The sequence below is a fragment of the Bifidobacterium catulorum genome (assembly GCF_003129925.1).
In the GTDB taxonomy this organism is placed as follows: Bacteria; Actinomycetota; Actinomycetes; order Actinomycetales; family Bifidobacteriaceae; genus Galliscardovia; species Galliscardovia catulorum.
Map to the genome: position 1 here is coordinate 3,594 of NZ_QFFN01000032.1, position 21,507 is coordinate 25,100.

Annotated in this window: 18 protein-coding genes and 1 tRNA gene; 5 read left to right on the top strand and 14 right to left on the bottom strand. The window is 62.9% G+C overall.

Annotated features, from left to right (window positions below; genetic code table 11):
- Positions 1–389: 389 nt before the first annotated feature.
- Positions 390–566 carry a hypothetical protein gene (locus tag DF200_RS10860; protein ID WP_158275830.1) on the top strand — a complete coding sequence of 59 codons (177 nt, stop codon included), beginning with the start codon at positions 390–392 and terminating at the stop codon, positions 564–566.
- A 299-nt stretch (positions 567–865) separates the two neighbouring features.
- On the opposite strand, the gene rplA is transcribed toward DF200_RS10860, so the two are convergent.
- From rplA to rhmD, 9 genes are all read right to left on the bottom strand, one after another.
- Entirely contained in the window at positions 866–1,558 is a 693-nt protein-coding gene (rplA, locus tag DF200_RS08935) for a 50S ribosomal protein L1 (protein WP_109137932.1), read from the bottom strand.
- A 14-nt stretch (positions 1,559–1,572) separates the two neighbouring features.
- Positions 1,573–2,004 carry a 50S ribosomal protein L11 gene (gene rplK, locus DF200_RS08940; RefSeq protein WP_109137933.1) on the bottom strand — a complete coding sequence of 144 codons (432 nt, stop codon included), beginning with the start codon at positions 2,002–2,004 and terminating at the stop codon, positions 1,573–1,575.
- 1,165 nt (positions 2,005–3,169) lie between these two features.
- Complete coding sequence (gene nusG / locus DF200_RS08945; protein ID WP_109137934.1) at positions 3,170–4,135, bottom strand: transcription termination/antitermination protein NusG; 966 nt, start codon at positions 4,133–4,135, stop codon at positions 3,170–3,172.
- 90 nt (positions 4,136–4,225) lie between these two features.
- A complete protein-coding gene (secE, locus tag DF200_RS08950) occupies positions 4,226–4,456 on the bottom strand; it encodes a preprotein translocase subunit SecE (RefSeq protein ID WP_109137935.1) in 231 nt (76 codons plus the stop codon).
- Between the two features lie 45 nt (positions 4,457–4,501).
- Positions 4,502–4,574, bottom strand: a tRNA-Trp gene (locus DF200_RS08955).
- Between the two features lie 332 nt (positions 4,575–4,906).
- Positions 4,907–6,124 carry a pyridoxal phosphate-dependent aminotransferase gene (locus DF200_RS08960; RefSeq protein ID WP_109137936.1) on the bottom strand — a complete coding sequence of 406 codons (1,218 nt, stop codon included), beginning with the start codon at positions 6,122–6,124 and terminating at the stop codon, positions 4,907–4,909.
- Between the two features lie 425 nt (positions 6,125–6,549).
- Positions 6,550–7,344 carry an IclR family transcriptional regulator gene (locus DF200_RS08965; protein WP_109137937.1) on the bottom strand — a complete coding sequence of 265 codons (795 nt, stop codon included), beginning with the start codon at positions 7,342–7,344 and terminating at the stop codon, positions 6,550–6,552.
- A 511-nt stretch (positions 7,345–7,855) separates the two neighbouring features.
- Complete coding sequence (locus tag DF200_RS08970) at positions 7,856–8,620, bottom strand: HpcH/HpaI aldolase family protein (RefSeq protein ID WP_109137947.1); 765 nt, start codon at positions 8,618–8,620, stop codon at positions 7,856–7,858.
- A gap of 169 nt (positions 8,621–8,789) precedes the next feature.
- Positions 8,790–10,016: an L-rhamnonate dehydratase gene (gene rhmD / locus DF200_RS08975; RefSeq protein ID WP_206603431.1), complete on the bottom strand. Its 1,227-nt coding sequence runs from the start codon at positions 10,014–10,016 to the stop codon at positions 8,790–8,792.
- Between the two features lie 381 nt (positions 10,017–10,397).
- Here rhmD and DF200_RS08980 point away from each other — a divergent pair, with 381 nt between their 5' ends.
- The 4 genes from DF200_RS08980 (at position 10,398) to DF200_RS08995 (ending at position 14,805) form a co-directional block, all read left to right on the top strand.
- Positions 10,398–11,360: an EamA family transporter gene (locus tag DF200_RS08980; RefSeq protein WP_158275831.1), complete on the top strand. Its 963-nt coding sequence runs from the start codon at positions 10,398–10,400 to the stop codon at positions 11,358–11,360.
- Between the two features lie 137 nt (positions 11,361–11,497).
- A complete protein-coding gene (locus DF200_RS08985; protein ID WP_109137940.1) occupies positions 11,498–12,469 on the top strand; it encodes an amidohydrolase family protein in 972 nt (323 codons plus the stop codon).
- A 162-nt stretch (positions 12,470–12,631) separates the two neighbouring features.
- On the top strand, positions 12,632–13,567 hold the full coding sequence (locus DF200_RS08990) for an AEC family transporter (protein WP_241520218.1): 936 nt from the start codon (positions 12,632–12,634) through the stop codon (positions 13,565–13,567).
- Positions 13,568–14,007: 440 nt separating this feature from the next.
- Complete coding sequence (locus tag DF200_RS08995; protein ID WP_109137941.1) at positions 14,008–14,805, top strand: SDR family NAD(P)-dependent oxidoreductase; 798 nt, start codon at positions 14,008–14,010, stop codon at positions 14,803–14,805.
- 338 nt (positions 14,806–15,143) lie between these two features.
- Here the strand turns inward: DF200_RS08995 and DF200_RS09000 are convergent, their stop codons facing one another.
- The 5 genes from DF200_RS09000 to rplU all read right to left on the bottom strand — a co-directional run bounded on the left by DF200_RS09000 (position 15,144) and on the right by rplU (position 21,071).
- Positions 15,144–16,565: an MFS transporter gene (locus DF200_RS09000; protein WP_158275832.1), complete on the bottom strand. Its 1,422-nt coding sequence runs from the start codon at positions 16,563–16,565 to the stop codon at positions 15,144–15,146.
- 565 nt (positions 16,566–17,130) lie between these two features.
- A complete protein-coding gene (proB, locus tag DF200_RS09005; protein WP_109137943.1) occupies positions 17,131–18,264 on the bottom strand; it encodes a glutamate 5-kinase in 1,134 nt (377 codons plus the stop codon).
- A gap of 247 nt (positions 18,265–18,511) precedes the next feature.
- The gene (gene obgE / locus DF200_RS09010) at positions 18,512–20,212 is read right to left on the bottom strand and encodes a GTPase ObgE (protein WP_109137944.1); all 1,701 of its coding nucleotides are present in this window, start codon (positions 20,210–20,212) and stop codon (positions 18,512–18,514) included.
- 249 nt (positions 20,213–20,461) lie between these two features.
- Entirely contained in the window at positions 20,462–20,713 is a 252-nt protein-coding gene (gene rpmA, locus DF200_RS09015; protein ID WP_109137945.1) for a 50S ribosomal protein L27, read from the bottom strand.
- A gap of 49 nt (positions 20,714–20,762) precedes the next feature.
- A complete protein-coding gene (rplU, locus tag DF200_RS09020) occupies positions 20,763–21,071 on the bottom strand; it encodes a 50S ribosomal protein L21 (protein ID WP_109137946.1) in 309 nt (102 codons plus the stop codon).
- Positions 21,072–21,507 lie beyond the last annotated feature (436 nt).

Consider the following 21,507-nt stretch of genomic DNA (forward strand, 5'->3'; position numbering starts at 1 on the left):
TTATAACGCACGCACACGCCAAAACCATCACTGGCTCCTTCCCCACGCTGGTTATAACGCGCCCGTGCGTAAAAACCTACGCAGGACGCCCGCCCAGGCTGGGTCTTACGCACGCATGCGTTATAACCAGCGCTGTGGTGCCGTACATGGCACAACACATACATAAGGAAAGTCGCCATGCAACAGCAGCGCCACCACATCCCCCACGCCGGTTATAACGCACGCACACGCCAAAACCATCACTGGCTCCTTCCCCACGCTGGTTATAACGCGCCCGTGCGTAAAAACCTACGCAGGACGCCCGCCCAGGCTGGGTCTTACGCACGCATGCGTTATAACCAGCGCTGTGGTGCCGTACATGGCACAACACATATATAAGGAAAGTCGCCATGCAACAGCAACGCCACCCACATGAACAGCGCCATGCAACAGCAACGCCATGCAACAGCAGCGCCACCCACATGAACAGTGCCATATCACAGCAGTATCCACATGAACAACGCCATACAACAACAGCAACGCCATACAACAGCAACGCCACATCACATGAACAACGCCATACATGAGACAACACGTCCGGAAGGAACGCCGCCGTACGACCATGCACAACCACGTATATACGAAAAGTCCCGGGAGCCATATGGCCCTCGGGACTTTCGTGTTGCAATCTTTAGCTTGTTAAAGCCGGAGCGGAATCCGCGTATTCATGAATACGCAATCCCACCGTTATCGAACTATCGAATCATCGATTCGCCAAGTCATCGATTCGCCGAACCTTCGAGTCTCCGACCAACGAATCCTCCGACCATCGAATTCTCCGATTTGAGATTCGGAATCAGAGACTCAAGATTCCAAAATCGATGAATCAGGCGAGGACGGCCGGATCGACCGGGACGCCGGGGTTCATCGTGGAGGTGATCGTGGCCTTCGTGATGTAGCGGCCCTTCACCGTGGACGGCTTGAGACGCTTGATCTCGTCGGCGACGGCCTTGAAGTTCTCGTCGAGAGCGGACTCGTCGAAGGAGAGCTTGCCGATGAGGAAGCTCAGGTTGCCGTGCTTGTCGACACGGAACTCGATCTTACCGCCCTTGATGTCCTTGACGGCCTTGGTGACGTCCATGGTCACGGTGCCGGTCTTCGGGTTCGGCATGAGGCCGCGGGGACCGAGGACTCGACCGAGACGGCCGACCTTGCCCATCATGTCCGGGGTGGCGACCACGGCGTCGAAGTCGAGGAAGCCGTCCTGGACCTTGGCAATCAGGTCGTCATCACCGACGATGTCGGCGCCGGCCTCGGTGGCCTCGGTGGCCTTCGGGCCGCGGGCGAACACGGCGACCTTGACGGTCTTGCCGGTGCCGTGGGGAAGGTTGACGGTGCCGCGGACCAGCTGGTCGGCCTTGCGCGGGTCGACGTTCAGACGGTACACAGCCTCGACGGTCTGGTCGAAGTTGTAGGCCGGCATGCTCTTGAGCAGGGCGATGGCCTCGTTGGCGGTGTACAGGTTGGTGCGATCGATCTTCTCAGCGGCTTCGCGGTACTTCTTGGAACGCTTTACCATGTGTCCTTCTCCTCTCAGTCCTCAACCGTGATGCCCATGGAGCGAGCGGTGCCGGCGATGATTTTCATGCCGGCCTCGATGTCGCGCGCGGACAGATCGGCCATCTTGGTCTCAGCGATCTCGCGAAGCTGGGCCTTGGTGACGGAGCCGACCTTGTGGGTCAGCGGGTTTTCGGTGCCCTTCTCGATGCCGGCGGCCTTCTTCAGCAGAGCCGCGGCCGGCGGGGTCTTCAGGATGAAGGTGAAGGAGCGGTCTTCGTAGACGGTGATCTCAACAGGGATGACCTGACCCATCTTGTCCTGCGTCTGGGCATTGTATGCCTTGCAGAAGTCCATGATGTTCACGCCATGGGAACCCAGGGCCGGGCCCAGCGGCGGGGCCGGGTTGGCCTTGCCGGCCTGAATCTGGAGCTTGATCAGCGCCGAGACTTTCTTCTTAGGAGCCATTGTATGGTTCTTCTTTCTATGAAGCGGTGATACGGAACTGTGTTCCTTCCGCAACGTATATTGCTATGTGCTGTGCTAGCGGGCGTTCGCACGATTCCACGACGTCGGCCGTTGATGGCTGGCGAGGTGGGTCGTCCGGACGGAATCCCTCCAGACACAAGCTTTCCTATTATGCCGAGGTGTGTGGACAAGCCACGCTTGCAGACCGACACGGGTCACGTCGCATTCGATGAGGGACACGTCGGATGATGCCACATACGCTTTATGGCCTGTTTTTATGGCCTGTTCCGTGCGGCGGTCTTCCTCCTCTCTTTGAGGGGAGCTGGCCGCCAGCGGCGGACTGGGGAAAGAAGCTTGAGGAGACACTCCCCTCAGTCGGCTACGCCGACAGCTCCCCTCAGCGAGGGGAGCCAATTGGATGACCCGTTTCGCCGATTTCCGGGGATCGAGCCGTCCCGGTTGGATGGACCGTCTTACCAATCGGCTCCCCTCGGGATCGAGGGGAGCTGTCGAGCGCAGCGAGACTGAGGGGAGTCGCCCCGGACGACTGGTTTCGTTTCGCCGTGGTTGCACTCCCCTCAGTCGGCTACGCCGACAGCTCCCCTCAGCGAGGGGAGCCAATTGGATGACCCGTTTCGCCGATTCCCGGGGATCGAGCCGTCCCGGTTGGACGGACCGTCCTACCAATCGGCTCCCCTCGGGATCGAGGAGAGCTGGCCGCCAGCGACGGACTGGGGGAAGAAGCTTGAGGTGTCACTCCCCTCAGTCGGCTACGCCGACAGCTCCCCTCAGCGAGGGGAGCCAATGGGATGACCCGTTTCGCCAATCCCCGGGGATTGAGCCGTCCCGGTTGGACGGACCATCTTACCAATTGGCTCCCCTCAACGAGGGGAGCCAATTGGAGCGACCGGTACAACAACAAACCCCTGCGAGTATCGCAGGGGTTTCATCAGCTCAGTCTGAAATCAAATAACGCGTGTGTCATCAAGGCGCGGAAGGCGAAGGCGTACAAAAGTACGTCGAGTCTTCCATAACGCGGAAGACGCTCCGTATCCGGTTCCGGTATGAAATCCGATGATGCGTGCGGCTTCAAGGCATGGAAGGCAAAGGCGTACAAAGGTACGTCGAGTCTTCCATAACGCGGAAGACGCTCCATCATCGGGTTTCAGTCGACTTTCTCGACCTGATCAAAGTTAAGCTCCACCGGCGTGTCGCGGCCGAAGATGGACACGAGCACGGTGAGCTTCTGGGTGGCCGGGGAGACTTCGGAGATGACGGCGGACATGGAGGCGAAGGGGCCGTCGTTGACGGTGACGGATTCGCCGACCTTGTAGGCGACCTCGACGGTGCGCTTCTTGGCGGCGGCGGGCTTGTCGCCGGCGGCCTTGAGCGCTTCGGAGGCGATCATGGGAGCCATCATCTGGACGACTTCCTTGCGGGTGAGGGGTGCCGGGTCCTTGGTGGGTCCGACGAAGCCGGTGACGGCTTCGGTCTCGCGGACGATGCGACGGGCCTCTTCGTCCTCGGTCATGCGGATAAGCACGTAGCCGGGGATGCGGACGCGGGTGACGATCTTCTTGCCCTTGTCGGTGTGCTTTTCGACTTCCTCCATGGGGACTTCGATCTGGAAGATCTGATCTTCGAGGCCGAAGGAGGCGACGCGGGATTCGACGTTGGTCTTGACGCGCTTCTCGTAGCCGGAGTAGGTGTGCAGGACGTACCATTTGCCGGGCAGTCCGCGCAGCTGCTTGGAGAAGTCCTTGACGGCCTGTTCGCCGGGGTCGAGTTCCTCGTCGGAGCCATCGGCGGAAGCATCGGCGGCGGAATCGGACGGGGTCTCGGCGTCATCGGAGGTGTTGTCCGCGACATCGGACTCGGAGGATTCCTCGTCGGCGTCGACCGGCTCGGCGGCAACCTCGGCCGAAGTCTCGGCCTCGTTGGCATCCGCCTCGGTTTCCTCAGTCGTCGACTCGGCATCGGCGGAGTCGTCGGCAACCGTTTCGGAGGAGGCCTCTTCGGCCTCAACGTCGGCCGGCTCGGCCGCAGCGGCCTCAGCGTCCTCGACAGACGCCGAATCGTCGGCGACGGGGGCGGTGGCCTCTTCGTTCACGTCATCAAGTTCGTCAGTCATTCCAAGCATCCTTTACGCAAATACTATAAATCGTAGTCATCGTATGGGAATCGTCATGCGGGCCGCTCCCGGAGGATCAGCCGAAGCGAATCAGCCGAAGAGCCACATGACCAGCTTGCCCAGTCCGAAATCAAGGGCGGAGACGAACAGCATCAGGAAGATAACGAAGATGAAGACCGCGATGGACCACATCAGCAGTTCCTTGCGGGTCGGGGTAACGGTCTTGCGCAGCTCGTCGATAATCTGCTTGATGAACAGGCCGATACGCATGAACACATTGGGCTTCACCGTTTTCGTTTCAGCGTTTGATTTCTTGGCCATAATCATCCTCACTGGTTTGTGGTGGAACCGTTTGTTCATCTCTAGCAGGGAAGGCGGGACTCGAACCCACAACCTACGGTTTTGGAGACCGTTGCGCTACCAATTGCGCCACTTCCCTAAGTAACCTTGCCTATCATACACACACGTGCGAACACCGGTGTTAGGCAGACGGGAAAACCGCCAAGTGAAGATAATAGCGGTATTTTGCGATTCCGTCCAGTCACAGGGCGAAGTACACGGAAAACGCATGGAAAACGCGGCGAGTCGCGCCCGGGAACAACGAAAACGCGAGTTGTGAGGCTTTGTTTGCGAAACACCCTGATTGTGAGCAGCGGAGATTGCCCCAAGCCCGGAATTTCAACGTCGTTGAATATGGGTGAGGCTTCGTTGGACGATCTTTCGCCCGACGAAGCCTCACAACTCGCGATTCGGCACGTTCGGCCGGCCCGATCAGGCGGCGACCCAGTCCTGGAAGCGCTTCATGCCCTCGGCGAGCGCATCGTCGGCGAGCGCGTAGGAGAAGCGCAGGTAGCCGGGGGCGCCGAACGCCTCGCCGGGGACTGCGGCGATGTGGGCCTCGTCGAGCAGGAGCGCGGCGAGGTCGGAGGAGGTGGCGGCCACGGAGCCGTTGGGGCCGAGCGGCTTGCCGAGCAGGGCCTCGACGTTCGGGAAGGCGTAGAACGCGCCGGTGGGGGTGGGGCATTCGACGCCGGGGATGGCGTTGAGGGCGGCGACGATGGCGCGACGGCGCTTGTCGAACGCCTCGCGCATCATGTGCACTTCGTCGAGCGGACCGGCGACGGCGGCGAGCGCGGCGCGCTGGGAGACGTTGGCGACGTTGGAGGTCATGTGTCCGGAGAGCTTGGCGATGGCCTTGGCCACGGGGCCGGGGGCGATGGCCCAGCCGACGCGCCAGCCGGTCATGGCGTAGGTTTTGGCCACGCCGTTGAGCACGATGAGCTGCTTGCGGATCTCGGGCAATACGGCGCCGACGTAGGTGGTTTTGGCGTCGTCGTAGTTGAGGTGTTCGTAGATTTCGTCGGAGATGACCCACAGGTGGTGTTCGAGGGCCCATTCGCCGATGGCGCGCACGGTTTCCTCGGGCCAGACGGCACCGGTGGGGTTGGACGGGGAGTTGAGCACGATGGCCTTGGTGCGCGCGGTGCGCGCCGCTTCGAGCTGGGCCACGGTGGGGGTGAAGTTCCGGTCGGAGCCGGAGAACACTTCGACGGGCTTGCCGCCGGCGAGTTTGACGACTTCGGTGTAGGAGGTCCAGAACGGTGCGGGAATGATGACCTCGTCGCCGTCGTTGATGAGCACCTGGAACGTTTCGAAAACGGCCTGCTTGCCGCCGTTGGTCACGATCACCTGGTCGGGGCTTACTTCGTAGCCGGAGTCGCGCAGGGTCTTCTTGGCGATGGCTTCGCGCAGCTCGGGCAGGCCGGCGGTGGGCGTGTAGCGGTGGTTCTTCGGGTCGCGGCATGCGGCGGCGGCCACGTCGACGATGTAGTCGGGGGTTGGGAAGTTCGGCTCGCCGGCGCCGAATCCGATCACGTCCACACCCGCCGCCTTGAGGGCTTTCGCCTTGCCATCCACGGCCAGCGTGGCGGAGGGGGAAACGGAATTGATTCGATCGCTCAGGGTCTGCCATGATTCGAGTTCAGCCATGTCTTCCAGACTATAACCAGATGGCGATGATTGGGAGAGGTGTCGCACGATGCGGGAACGAATCAGACATACCACCACAAGCAGCGTTTCGCCCCGACTCCCTTCCCGATCCGCACAGGACACACGCGGCCCACCTCCAAGACGACGAAGACGCGAGAATCCCGCACGCAATGCGTGCGGCATCGGCCCGGCGGAAGACGAAGGCGTACAAAGGTACGTCGAGTCCTCAGACGGACCGAAAACGCGCCACCACCCGACCCCGGCACATGATCCCGCGCAGGACGCGCGCGGATTCCGCCTGCAGGACGACGAAGGCGCAAGAATCCCGCACGCAATGCGTGCGGCATCGGCCCGACGGAAGACGAAGGCGTACAACGGTACGTCGAGTCTTCAGACGGACCGATGACGCTCCATTGCGCGCGGGATCACTCGATGGAATCGTTGGCGGCGGTCCTATACCCCAACTCCGCGCTGATGCGGCTGGCGGCGTCGACGACGACGGGGCCGAGGGCGCGCATGCGTTTGGGAGGCATGAAGGGGATGGCGGCGGAGACGCTGATGGCGGCAACGGTTTTGCCGCGGCCGTCGCGGACGGGGGCGGAGACGCAGCGGATGCCGGGTTCGTTTTCTTCGAGGTCGTAGGCGAATCCTTGTTTGGCGAATTTTGCCATGGCGGCGGAGAAGGCGGATTCGTCGGCGTAGTCGTGTTCGGGGTCGCGGCCGGTGAGGTTGCGGTCTTGGATGTATTGGGAGCGCCAGCGGTCGGGGGAGTCGAGGAGGAGGGCTTTGCCGATGCCGGTGTAGGTGAGGGGCATGCGGCATCCGGGCCATGAGCGGATTTCGATGCCGCGGGTGCCGTGGATTTTGTCGAGGTAGAGGGCCATGCCGGAGTCTTCGACGGCGAGGTGGATGGTGTCTTTGGCGCGTTGGGCGAGGTCGAGGAGTATGGGGTGGGCAACGGATTGCAGCGATACGCTGTTGAGGGCTTGGAAGCCGAGTTCGATGAGTGCGGGGCCGAGGAGGAGGCTGCCGTCGGAGTTTTCGCGGAGGAAGCGTTCGATGCGCAGTGCCTGGATGAGGCGGTGTGCGGTGCTGCGGCTGAGTCCGGTGGCGTCGACGACGTCGCGCAGGCATGTGGCGCCGTTCGCTACGCTGCGAATGACTTCGATGCCGTGGATGAGGGTGCGTGTGCCGGATGGCGCGGATGTGTGTTCTTCCATGGGATTCAACCTTAGTCGATGGGTATCGGATGGGGTGCCGTAGGGGGATGACGGGGATGGTTGGTTTGCGTCGTCGCCTCCCCTCAGTCTCACGGGGCGCGGCCGCGCCCCTCGATCCCGAGGGGAGCCGAGCGGTAAGACGGGTCCGACTCGATCCCCGGGAATCGGCAAGACGCCCCATCCAACCGGGGCAACTCCCCTCAGTCTCGCTGCGCTCGACGGCTCCCCTCGATCCCGAGGGGAGCCGATTGGTTAGACGGGCCCGACTCGATCCCGAGGGGAGCCGCTCGGTAAGACGGGCCCGACTCGATCCCCGGGAATCGGCGAAACGCCCCACCCAACCGGCTCCCCTCGCTGAGGGGAGCTGTCGGCGAAGCCGACTGAGGGGAGCCGATCGGCGGGATGGTACTGCCGGAAATGCGTGCGGCCGCCGGATGACGACCGTGGCCATCGTCCGGCGGCTGCAATGCGTCAGCAACAGGAAAAAGAAGGAGAGGGAGGCGCTTCGTGTTCAGCCCTTGAACGGCTTGAGACCTTCGGCGAGGGCGCGCACATAGAGGTCGGTGTCGCCTGCGACGGCCACGAAGTTGGCGCCCCATTCGAACGCCTGCTTGGCGGTGGGGACGTCGAACGCGAGGAATCCGACGGCCTTGCCGTGGGCCTTGATGACGTCGAACGCGTGGTGGATCTGGTCCATGATGGCGGCGGGGTCGTCGGGGTGGCCGAGCGAGGCGGACAGGTCGGCGGGTCCGATGAAGATGCCGTCGACGCCGTCGACGGAGGCGATGTCGTCGATGTTGTCGAGCGCTTCCTGGGATTCGCACTGCAGCAGCAGGCAGATCTCGTTCTTGGCGTCGCGCATGTAGTTGGGGATGCGTCCCCAGCGGCCGGAGCGCGCGATGGGCGATCCGACGCCGCGGATGCCTTCGGGCGCATAGTTGACGGCCTTGACCATCAGCTCGGCTTCTTCCTTGCTGTTGACCATGGGCAGCAGCAGCGTCTGGGCGCCGAGGTCAAGGACCTGTTTGATGAGTACCGGGTCGGCGGCGGCGGAACGGACGACGGGCGTGGTGTCGTAGGGGGCGACGGCGCGCAATACGTCGAGGATGGTGTTGAGGTCGTAGGGACCGTGTTCGCCGTCGACGAGCAGCCAGTCGTAGCCGGCGTCGGCGGAGATCTCGGCGGCGGTGGGAGAGGCCATGGCCATCCACAGACCATACTGCTCCTTGCCTTCCTTGAGGGCCTGCTTGAAAGCGTTATGCGGTAATGATGTCATTGCGTGTTCTCCAGTGTGCGTGCCGTAGCTCATCGGTCTCCTTGCCGGGGTCGGTGCGTGTGGGTACGACCAGAATTGTCGGGCGGTCGGACGGATTGATACGCCGTCCGACCGCCCGGGTTGGGTATTCGTATTCAGTTATATATCGGCGGTTGCCGATGGATGCCGATCAGTGTTCGAACGGGCGCTCCAGCGGGCAGCTGCGGTTGAGTTCGACACCGAAGCCGGGCTTGTCGAGTTCCTCGGCGGTGATGATGCCGTCGTGCGGGATCGGCTCGTCGAGCAGGACGGGGTCGAACTGCGGGCGGACGTGGTCGGCCTTCGGCGCGGTCATCAGCATTTCGCTGAACGGTGTGTTGGTGAAGGTGATCACGGCGTGGTGCGAGTAGACGGAGGAGCCGTGGGGCACCACGAGCTGGCCACGGGACTTGGCGATCGCGGCGATCTCGCACAGCGAGGTCACACCGCCGCACCAGCCGACATCGGGCTGGAGGATGTCCACGCCGGCGTCGGAAAGCTCCTTGAAGCCTTCGAGGGTGCCGGTGTGCTCGCCGGTGGTCATGAGCATGCCCTTCGGCATGTTCTTCTTGAGCTCGCGGTAGGACTCGATCTGGTTCGGCGGGAAGCACTCCTCCATCCACTTGAGCTTGTAGGGGGCGGCCGCGTGGGCGAGCTTGGTGGCGTAGTTGACGTCCTGGCTCATCCAGCAGTCGAACATCAGCCAGAACTTGTCGCCGACGCGTTCGCGCATGTCCGCGAGGGTCGCGATGTCCTTGGCGATGCCTTCGTCGCCGAACGCGGAGCTCCAGTGGGTCGGCAGCTTTCCGCCGATGAAGCCCATTTCCTTGGCGAGGTCGGGGCGTGCGCCGGTGGCGTAGAAGTGGATCTCGTCGCGCACGGCGCCGCCGAGCAGCTTGTAGACGGGCAGCTTGACGACCTTGCCGTACAGATCCCACAGGGCCAGATCGACGGCGGAGATGGTGTTGATGACCACGCCGCCGCCACCGGAGTAGAAGAGCGTGGAGTTGAGCATCTGGTCGTGAATCAGCTTGATCTGGTCGACGCGCTTGCCCTCCACGAAGCGGCTCAGGTGGTGTTCGACGATGAAGCAGCCGATCGTTCCGGCGGTGGAGATGGCGAAGCCGGTGGTGCCGTCGGAGGCTTCGACCTCGACGACCAGCGTGCCGAGCACGTTCAGGCCGAAGGACTGGCGGGACTGCTCGTACTCCTTGTACTTGCTCATCGGGGTGGCGATATGGTTGTCGATCCAGTGGTCCTTGCCCTGATCGTGGTAATCGCCGCCGCCCTGGCCGTGAATCTTGGCTGCGGCGCCGCCCATGCTGTACGCGCGAATGTGCGCGATCGTGGGCAGCTTCAATGCTGGTGCTAGTGCCATTGTTGCTCCCTCCGTGGTTGGAGTGTTGTATATGACCGTCACGCGTCCTCGCGTCCGTCCCGACGTTGTTGTCGGACCGGGTCGTTGTGACCTCGGCGATCTCAATTACCGAATATAGACTCCTTGAACAGCAGTCCCATATACAGGGACGAACTACAGGCATTTCCGCCAAGGCAACAATCGGCAATCCCATATTGTGGGATGCATGTCCACGCATCCTATAGTGAGTCTCGTCAACGTTGTGCAAACAATGGCAACGTTGGAAAGACAACCAAAGACCTTGATCAAAGGTTGCGCCCGCAACGTTGTGAGCGCAACGAATACGGCACCGAATCTGTCAAGATCGGGCAACGAAGCCGCGCAGTTCAAAGGAGATCAGCAATGGAAGCTCCAGTCGAGAAGAAAGCCTCCGTCTGGGAGAAGCTGCGGTCCAAGAATCCTCTGCTCTTCGCAATCATTCTTGTGGTCATCGCAGGCTCCTGCAACTATCTGGGCACCGGATTCCTCACGCCGGCGTTCGACACCGTCGGCGGCGTCCAGGTGGCATGGGTGCGTCTGACCATCACGGCCGTCGTGCTGTTGCTGTGGCGCCAGCCTTGGAAGAAGAAGTGGACCAAGGAGCAGATCATCTGGCTCGTCCTCTTCGCCGTCTCCATCGGCACCATGTACACCTCCTACAACATCAGCGTCGGCAACCTCGCGATGGGCATCGCGGTCCCGATCCAGTTCCTCGGCCCGGTCGCCATCGGCGCCATCACCGGCAAGAACTGGAAGCAGCGCTCCGCCATCATCGTGGCCGCCATCGGCGTCGCCATGCTCGCCGGACTCTCGCTTTCCGGCAACAAGTCCGACACCATCGTCGTCGGCCTGATCGCCTCCTTCGTCGCCGCCCTCGCATGGGCCGGATACATCTTCTTCGGCAACAAGATGGCCCACAACGGCGCCCTCGACGCCCTGTCGCTGGCCATCACGCTCGCCGCCGTCGTGCTCGCGCCGTTCGTCGGCCCCAGCGCCATCAAGCAGATGTCCATCGACCCGGGCAACAGCATCTGGCGTATCGTGCAGTTCACCATCCTCGCCTCCGTCATCGCGGCCGTGCTCGACCAGATCATGCTCAAGACCATCGCCCCGAACGTGTTCTCCGTCCTTCAGGCCCTCTACCCGGTGATCTCCCTCATCATCGGCCTGTTCTTCGGACAGTTCCCGAGCGTGCTTGAGGTCATCGGCCTGCTCATCGTCAGCGCGTCCATAGTGCTGACCGCATTGAGCGGCGTACAGGACGAGAACGATGACGACAAGGCCGTCGAAGCCGCGGCGAAGGCCGCAGCGGCACCGCCCAAATAGCACCCGTCGTGGGGGGGGGGCGGGGAGTAAAACGCCTACCGCCACGCACCAACCGGCAACCATCAATAATCAACGACGATTCCGCCATCACACGTCGGAGCCACGCCGCTCCGACGCCATCCAAAGGAGAATGAACAATGACCCTCAACGAGGAATACACCGGCACCGCACCCAGCCGCCTCTACACCATCGTGCCGCAGTCGGAGGAGAACGCCCGCAAGACGCGCACCATCATCGACGCCCACGTGCACATCATCCAGCCAGACCTGTTCTCCTGGTTCGACCCGGCCAAGAAGGGCATCACCTTCGAAGGCGACTGGAAGCCGATCATCCACGCCTACCGTCCGAAGGACCTCGTCGCTGAGGCCGAAGGCAGCAACATCAAGGTCATCGGAGCGGTGCACGTGCAGATGAACGCCGACGACCCGGTCGCCGAAGTCGCCGCCGTGCAGCGCATGAGCGAGGAGGACGGCCTGCCCGTCTCCATCGTCGGCGGCGGCGACCTCTCCTCCCCCGACTTCGAGGAGACCGTCGAAAAGGAGAAGGCCGCGTCCAGCAACGTCCACGCCATCCGCCAGATCATCAACACGCACGTGGACCCGCTGTACAACTACGTGAACAAGGAATACATGGACGACCCCGCCTGGCTTGCCGGCCTGCGCGTGCTCGCCAAGCACGGCCTCGCGTTCGACCTCCAGCTCTACCCGACGCAGTACCGCCGTGCCCTGCAGGTCATCGACTCCAACCCCGATATCATGTTCATCATCAACCACGCCGGCATGTGGGCCGACCGCGACCTCGCCGGATTCCAGCTGTGGAAGAACGGCATCTACGAGTTCGGCAAACGCGACAACGTGACGATGAAGATCTCCGGACTGGGATCCACCGACCACTACTGGACCCTCGAAAGCTTCAAGCCGGCGATCTTCACCCTGCTCGACGCCTTCGGCATCGACAAGTGCATGTTCGCCTCGAACTTCCCCGTCGACAAGCTGCACGGCTCCTACGTCGACACCATCGGCGCGTTCATCCGCTCGACCGAGACCCTCAGTCAGGACGAGCAGAACAAGCTCTTCGTGGACAACGCGAAGAAGTACTACAAGTTCTGACGAACCCAATACCGGCGTCTGGTTGTGGACGGTGCATCTCCGCACATCCGCAGCCGGACGCCACGGCCCGGGGATTCCCTTCGCGTTCCACCCTTCCGCGCGGAGGGAATCTCCATGTCCGGGCATATGCTCCCATTATTCCGTGAACATAGGGGGACCATCATGGAACTGGCATTGAAGACCGGCTCGCTGCTGCTCATCATCGTCGGCGCCTACCTGTTCAAACGCGCCGGCATGGTCAAGGACCGCGACTACAAGATCATGCAGGTGTTCGTCTTCAACGTCACCCTGCCCGCCGCCGTCATCCACTCGTTCGCCTTGAACAAGCACGACATGAGCATGCTCTGGATCGTGCTGCTCGGGTTCCTCGGCGCGCTCATCCCCCTGTTCGTCATCTACCTCGCCACACGTCGCGAATCCACCGAACACCGCACGTTCGAAATGCTCAACGCCACCACGTTCAACATCGGCAACTTCACCCTGCCCGTCGTCACCACGTTCATGGGACCGGCAGCCGGCGTGCCCGTCGTCATGTTCGACATGGGCAACGCCGTCATGTGCTCAGCCGGCTCGCTCGTGGCCACCAAGGCACTGCTTCACCTCGACGACGACGGCACGGAACGGCCAAGCCTCCGCCATCGGCTCCACATGATGGCGCGGAACTTCTACACGTCGGCCGCGTTCGACACCTACGTCGTCATGGTCATACTGCTGGTCGCCGGCATCTCCATCCCCCAGGGCGTCGTCACCGTGATCGAACCGCTCGCCAACGCCAACGCCTTCTGCTCCATGGCCATGGTCGGCATGATGATGGACATCCCCGAACTGGCCGACGATCGCCGCGAGATGCTCAAGGTACTGGCATGGCGATTCGGCATCGCCATCATCGGCTCGCTCGCCGCATGGTATCTGCTGCCCGTCGCGCCCTTCGCCCGCAAGATCGCCGTGATCTGCATGTTCGCCCCCATAGCCATCTTCGCCACCAAGTTCACCGACATGACGCTCGGCAAGGCCAGACTCGCCGGATTCTCGCTGACGGTCTCGGCCGTGATATCGCTCATCGGCATGGCCCTGCTCAGCGCCTTCCTCCCCGCATAAATCGGCAGGCTCCGTCGCAACTCCCCTCAGTCGGCCTGCGGCCGCCAGCTCCCCTCAACCTTGAGGGGAGCCTATTGGATGGGCATCCGCCCTGTCGTCTTCCGCAAACTTGGGAGCCGATCGGGCTTGGCAACAGGCTCCCCTCCCCGAGGGGAGCTGTCAGCAAAGCTGACTGAGGGGAGGACGACGGCACGGCAGCACTATCAACTCCCCTCAGTCGGCCTGCGGCCGCCAGCTCCCCTCAACCTTGAGGGGAGCCTGTTGGATGGGCATCCGCCCTGTTCGTCTTCCGCGACGTCCTGCCCGACCGCAAAAACGGCAAATCTCACATATAGGGAACAATGCCCAATCTACCTATACTTGACCGTGGAACAACGTTGACACCGCAGTCGAATGCTCAACGGCGGCAGAAACACGGCAATCACAGGAGATTCACCAACATGACCGCAAACACCTACGATTTCAAAGGCAAGGTAGTCATCGTCACCGGCGGCGGCACCGGCATCGGCCGCGCCATCACCCGTGGCTTCCTCGACAACGGCGCCACCGTCGTGGCCGTCGGCCTGCGACCCGGACCATTGGAAGAAACCGTCGCCGGCTACGACAACGGACACACCCACATCACCGACGTCTCCAACCACGATCAGGTCCACGACCTCGTCCAGGACGTCGTCAACCAATTCGGCCACCTCGACGTCGTCGTCTCCAACGCCGGCATCTTCGAAGGCGGCGAAATCGAACACGTCTCCGACGAAGTCTGGCACAAACTCTTCTCCGTCAACATGGACGGCCTCTTCTACCTCACCAAGGAAGCCCTCCCCTACCTCAAAGAAACCAAAGGCAACATCGTCGTCGACACCTCCGTCTCCGGCCTCTACGGCGACTGGGGCCAAACCGCCTACAACTCCACCAAACACGCCATGAACGGCTTCGTCCGCTGCGTCGCCCTCGACTACGGCAAATACGGCGTCCGCATCAACGCCTTCGCCCCCGCCTTCATCGAAACCGACATCAACAAGGAAGTCTGGACCGATCCCGAACGCCTCAAGCCCTACATCGACCGCGTCGCCCTCGGCCGCACCGGCAAACCCGAAGACTGCGCCGACCTCGCCCTCTTCCTCGCCTCCCCCGGCGCCTCCTACCTCACCGGACTCGTCGTCCCCGTCGACGGCGGCACCACCGCAGCCACCGGGCAGGGGCGGAATAATTACGAATCCGACACCCGCTCCGTTCTTTGATGTTTGCGTAATGGAGCGTCTTCTGCGTTGTGGAAGGTTCGACGTACTTTCGTACGCCTTCACCTTCCACGCCTTGAAGCCGCACGCATTACGCCAACATCAACGGCGGTCCGAAGCATACAAAAGGTTCGACGTACCTTTGTACGCCTTCGCCTCCTGCGCCTAGAGACCGCACGCATCATTCAACAATCAACGACAGTCCGGGGAACCGGGGTTCGACGTACCTTTTTCGCTCCAAGATTGCGCGACGTTACACGGGGACGGCATGCCGTCTCCTCGACCCCTGAAGCACACGCCAGCCATCAGTCACCGGCAACCACAACCGGCGTACGCACGACCTACGCGGCGGAAACGCCGACTCGGACGGCATGGGCATCGGCACGGTTGCGGTCCACCGTCAGCAGCACCACGAGGCCACCGAAGAGGCCGGATAGGGCGGCCACCACGACGAACGCCCACAACGCCATGCCGATGACGCCGGGCACGAGCAGCGACGGCAACGCCAGCGAGGCGAACGCGCACGGGATGCGGCCGATGCCGAGAATCAGGCTCTGCGCCTCGGCGGAGACGGCCACGGGGAACGTCTCCTGCGTCCACACCTTGGCGTTCATCTCACCGGCGAAGTTGCAGAAGAACTGGAACAGCACCACCGCAACGGCCGTGGACCACATGGTGCCGCCGACAGCCATGATGGCCATGGCCGCCACCTGCGCCACAGCCCCCACCCAGAACATGCGGTCGCGGGCACGCCCCTTCGGCACACGGCCGTACGCCATACCGCCGAACACGCACATCACCGCCGAAACGATGCCGATGAACACGGCCTGCGTCTGCGAGGCATGCTGCGAAACCAGCAGGTAGGTCTGGAACTGGTTGATGGTGTTCGCCATGAGATTCCACATGATATAGAACATCGCCAGCATGGCGAACAGCAGCGCGTATCGGCGGCCGGTGCGCGCGTCGATGGAACGCAGCACCTCGGCCATGCCCATGCCCCGCGTCGATGTGCCCACCGACGTTCGGGATGCGGTGGTGGAAGAGCCATCGGCCGTCGCGGCGGCCGCGGCATCCTCGCGTTCTCGCTCCGCGGCCTCGCGATGCAGCCGTGCGATGCGCGGATCGGCCACGCGCCACACCGCCGTGAGCAACGCCACCACCGTGAGTGCGCCGAACACGATGCGCGCCCCGAGGAACCCTGCCGGCGCCACGATCAGCGCCAGCACATACGGGCCGAGGATGCCGGCCGACCACAACACCTGCGTGCGGCTGACCAGATGTCCCTTGAGCGTCTCATCGGGCACGTCGTGCGTGATGACGCTCAACGACACCGGCAGATCCATGCCCACGGCGAGCGCCGCGACGCCGACGCCGATGGCCAGCACCGTGAAGTTCGGCGCCACGGTGCATGCCGCGAGTGCCGACGCGCACAGGAAGTCGTTGATGTTGAACAGCCGGACGAGGCCAATGCGTTGGGCGATGAATCCGCCGCAGAACGAGCCTGCCGCGAAGGCGAACGTGAGTATGGCCGAGACCGCGCCCACCTGTGCGGCGTTCAGGCCCAGACCGGTGCGCCAGAGAGCCAGCGTGGAGCTCAGGGCGAGGATGACGCCCGAGCCGATGAGCGAGCCGAGCCCTGCGGCCAGGCCCAGCGTGCCGTATGCCGTGTTCGATGCGGATTCCGCAGGACCGGAGGTGTTCCGACCGTTCGGATGCGTTGTGCCGTGTGATGATGATGCGCCTGCGTCGCCGGTTCGTTGCATACCGCTCATGGTGTGTGCCCGTGTTCCCTCTGCCGTGTTGTTATCGTGTTTCCGCTGCGTTCTCCACGATTCGTCGAAGCGCGTCGAAAGTGCGCTGCGTTTGCGTGGTCGCGAACCGAGAACACGATAACGCAGCGGGGACGCCGTCCCTGCATTTGACATTTTTGCAGGCCGGGCGATGCCTCCCAGTCGGCGACGGCCCGGTGTTCTGCGCCAGAAAAGTGTTCTGCATCAGAAATTCGTTGCCGAATGCCTACCCCTCAGACCCGCTTCGCGGGCCAGCTCCCCTGACAAGGGGAGCCAAGAGGATGGCTGCATGACCAAGTACATGGACGCAGGCCAGCTTCCCTGGAAGGGGAGTCAAGACGAAATCGACGAATGTACGGCGAGGCATACTAGGTCATGGCATTACGGCGTCATGGCATTACGGCGTCATAGCATTACGCCGTCACACACTACGCCGTCACACACTACGGCGTCATGGCACTACGACGTCACGACACTATGCCGTAATGACACTACGGCGTTATGGCACTACGCCGTTACGCACTACTGCGTCACGGCGCTACAGCAGCACGAGGTCGTCGCGGTGGACGAGGGGATGGGCGTATTCGGCGCCGAGCAGCTTGCGCAGTTGCGCGCTGGTGCGGCCGAGCGTGGCGGGAATCTCCTCGGAGTCGAATCCGGAGAGTCCTTTGGCGAGCTTGTTGCCGTGTTCGTCGACGATGAGCACGGGGTCGCCGGCGGAGAAGTCGCCGGTCACACCGACGACGCCGGCGGAAAGCAGCGACGCCCTTCCGCCGCGTACCGCCTTGGCGGCTCCGGCGTCGGCGACGAGCGTGCCGCGCGGGTCTGCGGCGAATCCGATCCACAGCCGCCGTGAGGTGCCGCGGGGCTTGATGGGCGCGAACACGGTGCCCACGCGGTCGCCCATCAGGGCGGGACCGGCGTTCGCCGCCTTGGTCAGCACCGTGGGGATTCCGGATACCGCGGCCACCCGCGCCGCCTCAAGCTTGGTGACCATGCCGCCGGTGCCGACGTTGGATCCGGTGCCGCCGATGCGCACGTTGTCGAGCGCATCCATCACATTCGGCACATAGGGAATCTGCCGCGATCCCGGCTCCTTGGGCGGTGCCGTGTAGAGGCCGTCCACGTCGGTAAGCAGCACGAGGGCGTCGGCGCGCACGATGTTCGCCACGAGGGCGGAGAGCCGGTCGTTGTCGCCGAATCGGATCTCGTTGCTCGCCAACGCATCGTTTTCGTTGACGATGGGTACGACGCCGAGTTCGAGCAGACGGGCGAGCGTGCGCTGCACGTTGCGGTACTGCGTGGCCTGGATGGTGTCGCGCGCGGTGATGAGGATCTGACCGACCTTGAGCCCGTATCGTGCGAACGCGGTCTCGTATTGGCTCATCAGCAGTCCCTGTCCGACGGATGCGGCCGCCTGCTGCGTGGCCACGTCTGTCGGTCGCGATCCGAATCCGAGCGGTCCGAATCCGGCTGCGATGGCGCCGGAGGACACCAATACGATGCGCGCATCCATACGCACGGTCTGTGCGATGGCGGAGACGAGGCCGAACAGCCGGTCGGGGTCGAGATGCCCGGAACTGGACGTCAGCGAACTCGACCCCACTTTGACGACGATCGTTCGCGCCTCGGCGATGGATCGGCGGACTTCATTCTGCGACTGCGTGGACATGCTGCCCCTTCCGTATGGGTTTCCGTACCGGTCTGGTTCGACGCGTCATCGACGCGGACGAGCCAGACCGGCGGACTACTTCCCCGAGGATACTCCCGTACGGTATCGTTCCCGGCAACCCCGTCACAAGACCGTCCGTCGTCACGTCATCCATCACGGTAATATGGTCAAACCGTTTATGAAGACGTCGAAAACCCAGGGTTTATGACCGTTTCTGCCAACTTACGATGCGGAGAATCCCCTGTACTCAGCCTTCGGATCCCTCCGACTCCTCGGCTTCCTTCTTCTCGCGAAGCCGGTCGATAAGGCTGGTGTGGTCTTCGGGATCGTCGAGCACGGTGGGGTCGGCCCAGTGGCCGGCCTCGCGTTCGGCCTGCATGGCGGCGCGCACGGCGGTCTTGGCGTCCATCCACTCATGGTATTCGCGACGACGCTGCGAATTGGTGCGTCGACGGGAATGCCCGGCGCCCTCCTGCAGTCGCAGGTCCTCGCCTCGGCTGGACTGCGGCGTGCCGTCGAGCATTTCGGCACCGGCCGCGATGGTCGGATCCCAGTCGAACGACACGGCGTCGTCGCCACGACCGATGCGCACCTCGTCTCCGGGGCGTGCGCCCTTCTTGCGCAGGGCGTCCTCCACACCCGCCTTGGCGAGACGGTCGGCCAGGTAGCCCACGGCCTCCTCGTTGTCGAAGTTGGTCTGCCGCACCCAGCGTTCGGGCTTGTCGCCGCTGACGGTGAACCAGAAGTTGCCGTCGGCGTCCTGTTCGCGTTCGACGTTGAAGTCGAAGCCGAGCCCGGTCTCGTTGGCGCGACGGCGGCGGTTCCTCGTCTCCAGCGGACGGATGACCACACGCTTCTCCTCTTCGGCGGCCTCCTGCGCCTGCACACGTTCGCGCATCTCGTTCACGATATTCATCAACGCGAACGACAGTTCCTTGAGGCCCTCATGCGAGGCCGTGGAGACGACGAACGTCTTGAGGCCCATCCCCTCGAATTCGGGGCGTACGAATTCGGCCAGCTCCTTGGCCTCGGGCACGTCGACCTTGTTAAGCACGATGATGCGCGGACGTTCCGCGATGGGAATGGCGCCGAGCGGCAGGTCGAGTTCGTCGGCGTATATCGCCAGCTCCTTTTCGAGCGCCTTGTAGTCGGACATCGGATCGCGGTCCGGTTCGAGCGTGGCGCAGTCGATGACGTGGGCGATGACCTCGGTGCGTTCGATATGGCGCAGGAACTCCAAGCCAAGGCCCTTGCCCTGCGACGCGCCGGGGATGAGGCCCGGCACGTCGGCGATGGTGAATCGTCCGTCGCCGGCCATGACGACGCCGAGGTTCGGTACAAGCGTGGTGAACGGATAGTCGGCGATCTTCGGCTTGGCGGCGCTCATCGCGGCGATCAGCGACGACTTGCCGGCACTGGGGAAGCCGACCAACGCCACATCGGCGATGGACTTGAGTTCGAGCACGAGGTCGCGTTCCTCGCCCGGTTCGCCGAGCAGCGCGAATCCGGGGGCGCGACGGGTGCGGTTGGCCAGCGCCTTGTTGCCGAGACCGCCGTTGCCGCCCTTCGCGGCGACGAATCGGTCGCCTGCGTGGCGGAGATCGGCCAGCGGCTCGCCCGGCTTCTTCTGTGTGCCGGATTTGCCGACGGCGGTGAACACGATGGTGCCGACCGGCACCTTGAGCTCCAGATCGCCACCCTTGCGCCCGTCCTTGTAGTCGCCAAGACCCTGCGTGCCGGAGTCGGCGGTACGATGCGGCATGAACCGCAGGTCAAGCAGGCTGGTGGCGTTGGGGTCGGCCACGAACACGACGGAGCCGCCGTCACCGCCGTTGCCGCCGTCCGGGCCGGCGAGCGGCTTGTATTTCTCACGGCGAATCGAGGCGGCGCCGTTCCCGCCGTCGCCGCCCTTGACGTGGACGGTCACGCGATCGACAAAATCACTCATATTGAAAACCTCAGATAAAAACCCTCAGAAAAAACAGATAAAAAACACGGATGTCCATACTGTCTGCCGATGACCGACGAAGACCTGCCGCACATCGTCGGTCATGGAGCCATCAGTCATGCAGCCATAGATCATGGAGCCATAGATCATAGAGCCATCGGACGGATAATGAAAAAGCCGCTCCCATGGAATTATGGAATCCCAAGGGATGCGGCTATAAGTCGGATGTTCGACGAATCGATGCCCGAATCAGGCGGCGATGACGTCGACGACCTTGTGGTCACGACGGACGCCGAACTTGACGGTGCCATCGGACAGGGCGAACAGCGTGTGGTCCTTGCCCAGGCCGACGTTGTGGCCGGCGTGGAACTTGGTGCCACGCTGGCGGACGATGATGTTGCCGGCGAGGACGGCTTCACCGCCGAACTTCTTCACACCGAGATACTGGGGATTCGAATCGCGACCGTTGCGTGAGCTGGACGCACCCTTCTTATGTGCCATTTTGCTTGTCCTTTCGGATTACTTGCTACGTCTAAAATCTTGGGGAAGTTCAGGCGATCGCGGTGATCTTCACCACGGTCAGCTTCTGACGGTGGCCCTTGCGGCGGGCGACACCGGTCTTGTTCTTGAACTTCTGGATGTGGATCTTCGGACCCTTGGCCTCTCCGTCAACGACTTCGCCCTTGACGGAGACGTTCGCCAGATCCTTGGCGGCGACGGTCACGTTGGCACCGTCGACGAGCAGTGCGACGGGGAACTCAACAGCGTCGCCCTTCTTGGCGTCAAGACGGTTGACGATGATTTCGTCGCCGACTTCGACCTTTTCCTGATGGCCACCGGCCTTCACAATCGCGTACATAGCCCTACCTTGCCTGTATTGAAAGCTAATTGTCGTCTAGCACGATTACGCCCTCACACAGGCATGGCTAGACACCGACAATCTAATTTACACAACACGCCGGACTTTCGCAACTCCGGCGTGGATTTTCATTGAATTCTTGGATACGTGCCGTTGGGCCGTGTCGCTGAGCCATCAAACGGGGAGGCTGAGTGGGCCTCCCCTCAGTCGGCCTACGGCCGCCAGCTCCCCTCATTCATGAGGGGAGCCTGTTACCGAGACGGTCATCCCATCGGCTCCCCTCGGGATCGAGGGGAGCTGTCGCGCATAGCGCGACTGAGGGGAGTCGGGAGCGGGCCCCCAAGGCCCGCGACGGGCGGCCGCACCCCGGCACAACGAGCTCAGATTATTTATCCTCCTCCGCCGCAGCTTGTGCAGCTGAGCCGTCAAGCGGACA

Excerpts from the sequence above, each read along its gene's own strand:
- DF200_RS10860 (WP_158275830.1), top strand. The coding sequence starts at position 390 with ATGCAACAGCAACGCCACCCACATGAACAGCGCCATGCAACAGCAACG.
- rplA (WP_109137932.1), bottom strand. The coding sequence starts at position 1,558 with ATGGTAAAGCGTTCCAAGAAGTACCGCGAAGCCGCTGAGAAGATCGAT.
- rplK (WP_109137933.1), bottom strand. The coding sequence starts at position 2,004 with ATGGCTCCTAAGAAGAAAGTCTCGGCGCTGATCAAGCTCCAGATTCAG.
- nusG (WP_109137934.1), bottom strand. The coding sequence starts at position 4,135 with ATGACTGACGAACTTGATGACGTGAACGAAGAGGCCACCGCCCCCGTC.
- secE (WP_109137935.1), bottom strand. The coding sequence starts at position 4,456 with ATGGCCAAGAAATCAAACGCTGAAACGAAAACGGTGAAGCCCAATGTG.
- DF200_RS08960 (WP_109137936.1), bottom strand. The coding sequence starts at position 6,124 with ATGGCTGAACTCGAATCATGGCAGACCCTGAGCGATCGAATCAATTCC.
- DF200_RS08965 (WP_109137937.1), bottom strand. The coding sequence starts at position 7,344 with ATGGAAGAACACACATCCGCGCCATCCGGCACACGCACCCTCATCCAC.
- DF200_RS08970 (WP_109137947.1), bottom strand. The coding sequence starts at position 8,620 with ATGACATCATTACCGCATAACGCTTTCAAGCAGGCCCTCAAGGAAGGC.
- rhmD (WP_206603431.1), bottom strand. The coding sequence starts at position 10,016 with ATGGCACTAGCACCAGCATTGAAGCTGCCCACGATCGCGCACATTCGC.
- DF200_RS08980 (WP_158275831.1), top strand. The coding sequence starts at position 10,398 with ATGGAAGCTCCAGTCGAGAAGAAAGCCTCCGTCTGGGAGAAGCTGCGG.
- DF200_RS08985 (WP_109137940.1), top strand. The coding sequence starts at position 11,498 with ATGACCCTCAACGAGGAATACACCGGCACCGCACCCAGCCGCCTCTAC.
- DF200_RS08990 (WP_241520218.1), top strand. The coding sequence starts at position 12,632 with ATGGAACTGGCATTGAAGACCGGCTCGCTGCTGCTCATCATCGTCGGC.
- DF200_RS08995 (WP_109137941.1), top strand. The coding sequence starts at position 14,008 with ATGACCGCAAACACCTACGATTTCAAAGGCAAGGTAGTCATCGTCACC.
- DF200_RS09000 (WP_158275832.1), bottom strand. The coding sequence starts at position 16,565 with ATGCAACGAACCGGCGACGCAGGCGCATCATCATCACACGGCACAACG.
- proB (WP_109137943.1), bottom strand. The coding sequence starts at position 18,264 with ATGTCCACGCAGTCGCAGAATGAAGTCCGCCGATCCATCGCCGAGGCG.
- obgE (WP_109137944.1), bottom strand. The coding sequence starts at position 20,212 with ATGAGTGATTTTGTCGATCGCGTGACCGTCCACGTCAAGGGCGGCGAC.
- rpmA (WP_109137945.1), bottom strand. The coding sequence starts at position 20,713 with ATGGCACATAAGAAGGGTGCGTCCAGCTCACGCAACGGTCGCGATTCG.
- rplU (WP_109137946.1), bottom strand. The coding sequence starts at position 21,071 with ATGTACGCGATTGTGAAGGCCGGTGGCCATCAGGAAAAGGTCGAAGTC.